Origin of the sequence: Mesorhizobium sp. M4A.F.Ca.ET.022.05.2.1, assembly GCF_003998845.1 — a bacterium.
GTDB lineage: Bacteria > Pseudomonadota > Alphaproteobacteria > Rhizobiales > Rhizobiaceae > Mesorhizobium.
On sequence record NZ_RZOJ01000378.1, the window covers coordinates 1 to 5,869 of the forward strand.

General features: G+C 62.5%; 9 protein-coding genes. 4 read left to right on the forward strand and 5 right to left on the reverse strand.

Features of this window, described 5'->3' with window-relative positions:
• Positions 1–135: 135 nt before the first annotated feature.
• Both EN745_RS28035 and EN745_RS28040 read right to left on the reverse strand, forming a co-directional pair.
• The gene (locus EN745_RS28035; RefSeq protein ID WP_127422753.1) at positions 136–369 is read right to left on the reverse strand and encodes a hypothetical protein; all 234 of its coding nucleotides are present in this window, start codon (positions 367–369) and stop codon (positions 136–138) included.
• 29 nt (positions 370–398) lie between these two features.
• Positions 399–578, reverse strand: coding sequence for a hypothetical protein (locus EN745_RS28040; RefSeq protein WP_245455507.1), 180 nt, complete (start codon positions 576–578; stop codon positions 399–401).
• A gap of 378 nt (positions 579–956) precedes the next feature.
• Between EN745_RS28040 and EN745_RS28045 the strand changes: the two genes are divergently transcribed.
• On the forward strand, positions 957–1,895 hold the full coding sequence (locus tag EN745_RS28045) for a hypothetical protein (protein ID WP_127422754.1): 939 nt from the start codon (positions 957–959) through the stop codon (positions 1,893–1,895).
• 84 nt (positions 1,896–1,979) lie between these two features.
• Here EN745_RS28045 and EN745_RS28050 read toward each other — a convergent pair whose 3' ends face one another.
• The gene (locus tag EN745_RS28050; protein WP_127400152.1) at positions 1,980–2,165 is read right to left on the reverse strand and encodes a hypothetical protein; all 186 of its coding nucleotides are present in this window, start codon (positions 2,163–2,165) and stop codon (positions 1,980–1,982) included.
• A 167-nt stretch (positions 2,166–2,332) separates the two neighbouring features.
• Positions 2,333–2,626 (reverse strand): hypothetical protein, encoded by a 294-nt coding sequence (locus tag EN745_RS28055; protein WP_127422755.1) that lies wholly within the window; start codon positions 2,624–2,626, stop codon positions 2,333–2,335.
• Positions 2,627–3,110: 484 nt separating this feature from the next.
• Between EN745_RS28055 and EN745_RS28060 the strand changes: the two genes are divergently transcribed.
• The 3 genes from EN745_RS28060 (at position 3,111) to EN745_RS28075 (ending at position 4,429) form a co-directional block, all read left to right on the forward strand.
• The gene (locus tag EN745_RS28060) at positions 3,111–3,410 is read left to right on the forward strand and encodes a DUF1236 domain-containing protein (protein WP_126055351.1); all 300 of its coding nucleotides are present in this window, start codon (positions 3,111–3,113) and stop codon (positions 3,408–3,410) included.
• A gap of 77 nt (positions 3,411–3,487) precedes the next feature.
• Complete coding sequence (locus EN745_RS28065; protein WP_126055350.1) at positions 3,488–3,685, forward strand: hypothetical protein; 198 nt, start codon at positions 3,488–3,490, stop codon at positions 3,683–3,685.
• Positions 3,686–4,111: 426 nt separating this feature from the next.
• Complete coding sequence (locus EN745_RS28075) at positions 4,112–4,429, forward strand: hypothetical protein (RefSeq protein WP_126055348.1); 318 nt, start codon at positions 4,112–4,114, stop codon at positions 4,427–4,429.
• A gap of 501 nt (positions 4,430–4,930) precedes the next feature.
• Here the strand turns inward: EN745_RS28075 and EN745_RS28085 are convergent.
• Positions 4,931–5,863, reverse strand: a complete 933-nt coding sequence (locus EN745_RS28085) for a phosphatidate cytidylyltransferase (RefSeq protein ID WP_245487860.1) — start codon at positions 5,861–5,863, stop codon at positions 4,931–4,933.
• Positions 5,864–5,869 lie beyond the last annotated feature (6 nt).

Here is a 5,869-nt window from a genome sequence, read left to right on the forward strand (position 1 = left end):
CCGTCACCGGCGCGCTGTCGAGCGCACCGCCGGTGGTCCTCAAGCTCGCCGCCAAGCGCCGCCCGCGCCGCGCCCGGCCTGCCGCCAGGAAAGTGCCGGCAGCGGTTGCCGGCTGAGGGCCGGGCAGGGTGTCGCCTACTGGAAATTGAAATACAGCGCCGGCGGGTACTGCGACCCGTCGCCGGCCGGCGCCTTTGCCTCCGCGGCGGGCGTTATCCCACCTGTCGACGTGTTGTCGAGCGGCGGACGGGTTTCCTCGGCCTTGGCGGCGTTGTCTTGGTGCGCCGGGGCCTTCTTCTTGGCCTCCGCGCTCTGCGCGAGCACAAGCATGACGAGCAGCGCGGACAGCGCGGATAGAACGACTTTCATGACGGTTTCCTCCCTTGGTTCCACGGCATTCATTGCTTGAAACCGGACTCGTCGAGCAGCGCGACCTGCTTTCCGTCGATGTAGAAGCGGATCGCGTGCGCCTCGTTGTCGATGTCGATGCGCGTCGACTGCGCGGCCTGCGCAGCCGGGCCTTTGACATATTTCGAGGGAAGATCACCGGCCGGCGCGTAGCGGAAGAGCAGCGCCAATGCGATGCATCCGGCGGTAAATACAATGAAGGTCAGTCTGGAAGAGGCGCTCGAGGTCATCTGGTCGTTCCTTCAGGTTGAAGTGGCATTACGGTTCGGTTGCTCCAGGTTCCTGAGCCTGGTTTCGCCGTTGCTCGATTGAAGCGTGTCACTGCTCTGCGAAGGAAGACGTGCCCAGCCCACATTTCTGTGTGTTGTCCCGACGGCCTGCCCCTTGCCCGCGGCGAGCTTAGCGCCGGCCCGCGAACCGAGAAGGCAGCACGCGCGGAATGCCGTGGAATTCTTTGGAATTCCTGGAATATTAGCTTGTGGAAAAGTACAATGTAAGGATGCGCCAGGGCGTGTTATGGCTGACAGCGGACAGTAAGGGGCGGCCGCATGGCACAGCATATCGGGCAGAAATTGCGGCTGACTTCAGCCCTGCTGGGAACTGTCACCCGCAAGGAACTGGCGGCGGCCTTCCGGGCTGTCAATCCGAAGACCGCGTTCGATCTCGGCCGCGCCGACAAATGGCTGCAGGGCCGCGCCCAGCCCCGTGAGCACAGCGTCTACGACGATTGGGCGAAGCTGCTTCGCCTGGAGCACCCGGGCGCCTGGATCGCCGACTGCGATCTGCCGGATTTCATCGCCACCATTTCCGACCATCACGGCGTCGACAGGGCCGAGCTCGAACGCCGCGCCAGCGCCCAGTTCGAGACGGCGTCCAGCCATGAAGAGCGCAGCCTCGCCTTCGCGCTCGCCGGAACCTACGCATGCTATTCGCGCGCCTGGTCGCCCTATTTTCGCGGCCAGTTCATCAAGGGCATCCTGTCGATCGAGCCAGGGCCTGGCATGCATGGCCTGACCGCCACCTATCGCGAGTCCTTGCCGACCGGCCAGCTGGTGCTTGGCGGTCCGGTCACGCCGGCCAAGCGCGCCCTTTACGTGCATCTGAAGGAAGTCGGCGGCGATGCCCAGTTCTTCATCAGCCTGTTCCCGCAGTCGCAGCCGGGCAGCGTGCTTGGCGGCTATATGTGCGGCACCGCCATCATCGGCCCGGAGGCGCAGCCATCGCTGACAAGGATCCTCATCGTGCGTCTGCGCGCTCCAGTGCCGGGCGCCGCCTCATGGGGCGGATACCTGTTGCCCGACCAGTCGATATCGGGTGATCTGGCATCGCTCGGCATCGCCATCGAGCAGCCGGAGCAGGTCGACCGGCAGCTCACGCGCTTCCTGGTCGGCGGCAGCGATGGCGGCGTCCACCAGGTCCCGCCGGCCGAGTTCCGTGCCATCCTGGACGTCTTCGACCGCCATTGGCTGCGGCACTCGGGCGCCTGAGCAGTCCCCACAAGGAAAGAAGGGATCGCGCAATATCCCCTCACGCCGCGCCGGAGACCGAGAGAAGAAGCCGTGCCGGGTGTTTTAGTCATCCTTCAAATCTTCGGCTTCGTCCTTGAGCTTGGTCCAGTCGGCACCATGCTTGCGCAACAAGGCGCGCGCCTGTTTCGGCGAGACGTCGGCAATTTCCGTCAGGTGCTCCACCTCCAGCTCTTGCCCTTTCACCACGCGGCTCGCCTGCTTTTTTTCTTTCTTTTCTTTGGTGGCCATCTCTGTGTCCTTCTTCTTGCATCATCGGATCAACGAGGACCGAGAAGTGTTGGTTCCGGTTCCCACATTGTCGCTTGGCGGCTTGAGGTCCGGCCACGGTTGGTCGAGATTTGGTCGAGGCGGCGGCAGACCTGGCCGCCGGCAACGGCGCCCGCCGCGCCCAGTCTCTAGTCGGTCTTGCGCGGCACGATATAGCTGGTGACGGTCTTGTTCCCCACACCGCGCGTCACCGTTACGATCGCATGGCCGGCCGGCAGTGAACCTGTAATACTCAGGTCGATCTCTCGGCAGCGGCCGATGATTTCGCCGTTAGGCGATCTGGCAAGACGCTCCTTCAATGACGCCCGGCATTCCTGGACCGACATGTAGAGGTCGGGCGGCGAATCGATAGGTCGGCAGACGGAGGTCTGTCCTGGGCTGCACGAAAGCAAAATCATCACCGCCGCGACCGCCGGATCCATTCTTGAAATTCTCCATTGTGGCAAGCGTCAACGCGTAAGGGCGGGCTTAGTTTCGAAACTGCTAAAGTATGAAGGCTGAAGCTGGCTGGCGGGACACATCGATTCCTCCGCGGCGAGGGCTTCGGAAAGGACCGGACTGCGCAGGTTCCATTGAAAAGATGCTTGGCGAGCCAAGGATTTTCAGCCGAGTGCCATTCCAATCGCCAAGAACATGATGGCGACCGCGAACACCGGGGTGAGTAGCCAGCGTGCCTGATCGACGCTCTTATCCATGGATTCCTCTCCTGAACCTTGTAGCGAGCAACGAAGGCGGGCAATCAAGGGTTCCGGTTGCCGCCCCTGACGAGGCTATTGCGCCTGATAAGGTCGTACACGGTTCAGACCTAGGTCCTCATCGCGGAACGTTTGCAAAAACCTGGCGTTGGGTCTGCTTGCAGCGTGAAGACAATGTCGTCTGGCGCAACCACACCACCAGGAGGAAACTATGAAAATCTATCTCGCCGCAGCCGCTGCGGGGTTTTTGCTGCTGGCCGGTATCGGGGCTGCCGCCGCCGACACCCTGATCATTCAGCCGGAACAGGAAACGGTCATCCGGGAATATGTGAAGAAGAAGCCCCTGGCCTCGGTAGCGCTTCCTGGCGTGGAGCTCAACATCGGCACGACTCTTCCCGATACAGTCGAGCTTTATGAAGTTCCCGACGTGCAATACCGCTACGTCGTGATCGACAACCGGACGGTCCTCGTTGATCCGGGCACGCGCAAGATCATCAAAGTTTACGAATAGGCCAAACGCTTCAGCTCAGGCCCGCTGCATTTCGGTGCGGCGGGCCTTCAAGTCGCTCAAATATCGAGGAGCCATGCATGTTGGACCGTGAGATCGGGCAATCCCACGCCTTGGGACTGCGCGTAGCCGCCCTGAGGGCGAGGATGCGGGAAGCCCGCATTACCGAACACGAGATGAAGACCTTCCGGAAGGTCGCCGCGGTGATGGAAGACGGCCAGGGCCAGATTGGTGGCGACGACCTGATCGCCATATCCTTCGTGGCCGAAACCGAATAACGAGCCGGTGGGCCGGCTGTGAGGGCCCCAGGGCGTTGCGGGTCCACGCCCTGGTCGTCTTATCGGCCTTCGCCGGACGCGGCGTCGTTGTCTTTTGCGGCCCAGATTGCCCTAATTCGATCGCTGGCTTCCAGGTAAGCCATGTCGATTAGGTAGGTCAGAAGATCCTCACCGTCTGACCGCGCTCGCTCGCGGACTTCCCTCAACATTGCCTGGGCGAAGTGCAGGTTCCCTAGGCGGGTGGACTGTTCCATATGCGTTCCCAACCCTAAGTATTTCGCTTCCAAAAGTTATTAGACTAGTCTTACGTGATAATTACCGCTGCCAGGCAAAATTGGATTTGCAGCCGGCGAAACCGGCCCGCCGCTCGAAAGTGGGCCATGGCATGATCGCGGAGGGCTGCCACAACGCTCGGCGGCGTTAACCATGCCCTCGATTGTTGTCGAACCAACAGTGCGCCTTTCCCGTTTCGAAGCCATGCAGGATCATGGAAAGGCGAGATTCCGCTGTCGTCCAGAACCTTCGGGAAGCTGGATGGTGTGGGATGAGTCCGACAACGCTCCTGGTACCTTGGGAGGCCGCTCACTGGTCGGTCGCACCTGGCAGCGCGCCAAAGTGGCCTGCGATCTGCTGGCGCGCATTTATGACAACCGGCTGGATGCTCGATCGCTTGGCAAGCCGCGTGCCCACCCGGTGGATCGTGTCGACGAGCTCATCTCTTCCATCCGCAGGGCACGCGACTAGAGCATGATGCCGAAAAGTGTGAAGCGGGTTTCGGACGACATCATGCTCTATCTCTTTGATTTAGAGCCGGATTCAGATTTCAGGTCGATTCGACCTGAAATCATCCGGCTCTAGGGGGCGGTCAGAACGCGGTCCGGCGGCCCCATGCGACTCGCGGGCGGCCGCTGGGCCTAACCAATCGGGGCGAGCGCTGCCGGCCGGCGCCCGGTTCATCGGACCGTCATGAAACTGCGGCAAGTTGGGCGGGCAGTTCCCAACCTCCAAGAGCCATCTCGCCCGGTCACGCCGGGCGAGCTTTTTTGCTCGTTTGTCATTGGGCCGCGGTACGGCCGGCACGAAACCAAATCATCGACCGCGCGTTTCCAACCCAGCGAGGTCTTCTCGCTATCGACACCAAATCTGCCCGCCGGCCGCACACCGGCGGGCTTTCTTTGCAGCGGCCGCTGCCTGAATGGGCTCGGCTGGGTCAGGCGCCCACTTGCGATCGCAAGCCCATTCCCCTCACGCCGACCAGAAATACCTGACCGTGTGGAAGAACACCGGGGCGGCGAAGACCAGGCTGTCGGCGCGGTCCATCATGCCGCCATGGCCCTCGATCAGATGGCCCCAGTCCTTCACGCCCTGGTCGCGCTTGATGGCCGAGGCGACCAGGCCGCCGAGAAAACCCATCAGACAGGCGACAAGGGCGACGGCGGCCGCCTGCAGCGGCGAGAACGGCGTCAGGAACGACAACAGCGCGCCAAGCAGGCTGGAGGCGGCGAGCCCGCCGACCAGCCCTTCCCAGGTTTTCGACGGCGACACGGTCGGCGACAGCAGGTGTTTTCCGAACAGCTTGCCGAAGATGTATTGCAGCACGTCGCTGCCCTGCACGGTGATGATCAGGAAGGCGATGAGCAGGAGGTTGCGGCCCTCGAAGCCCGGCACGTCGAGCGTCAGCAGCGCCGGCACGTGGCTGACGAAGTAGACCGAGATCATGATCGCCCATTGCTGTGCCGAGACGCGCTCGAGGAAGCGCTCGGTGTCGCCGTTGAGCGCGGTGATCGCCGGCATCAGCAGAAAGCAGTAGACCGGGATGAAGATGGTGAAGAGCCCGTACCACGCCGTCCACACCAGCCAGTACTGGAATGGGATGATGATGGCGAACATGCCGAGCAGCACCCAGTGGTCGCTGCGCCGGCTGTGCGTCAGCGTCACGAATTCGCGCAGCGCCGCGAACGAGATCAGCGCGAACAGGATGGTCATGCCGGCATGGCCGAAGAAGAAGGCGACGGTGATCGCCACCACCATCACCCACCAGGCGTTGATGCGCTGGGTGAGATTGACGAGCGTCGGCGACAGCGGCTTCGGCGCTCGCCATGACAAGATGCCGGCGGTGACGCTGGCCGTCGACAGCACCGCGACCAGGCCGGCGATCAGGATCATGGTTTCATGTATCGGCGG

Excerpts from the sequence above, each read along its gene's own strand:
- EN745_RS28060 (WP_126055351.1), top strand. The coding sequence starts at position 3,111 with ATGAAAATCTATCTCGCCGCAGCCGCTGCGGGGTTTTTGCTGCTGGCC.
- EN745_RS28045 (WP_127422754.1), top strand. The coding sequence starts at position 957 with ATGGCACAGCATATCGGGCAGAAATTGCGGCTGACTTCAGCCCTGCTG.
- EN745_RS28075 (WP_126055348.1), top strand. The coding sequence starts at position 4,112 with ATGCCCTCGATTGTTGTCGAACCAACAGTGCGCCTTTCCCGTTTCGAA.
- EN745_RS28050 (WP_127400152.1), bottom strand. The coding sequence starts at position 2,165 with ATGGCCACCAAAGAAAAGAAAGAAAAAAAGCAGGCGAGCCGCGTGGTG.
- EN745_RS28055 (WP_127422755.1), bottom strand. The coding sequence starts at position 2,626 with ATGGATCCGGCGGTCGCGGCGGTGATGATTTTGCTTTCGTGCAGCCCA.
- EN745_RS28065 (WP_126055350.1), top strand. The coding sequence starts at position 3,488 with ATGTTGGACCGTGAGATCGGGCAATCCCACGCCTTGGGACTGCGCGTA.
- EN745_RS28035 (WP_127422753.1), bottom strand. The coding sequence starts at position 369 with ATGAAAGTCGTTCTATCCGCGCTGTCCGCGCTGCTCGTCATGCTTGTG.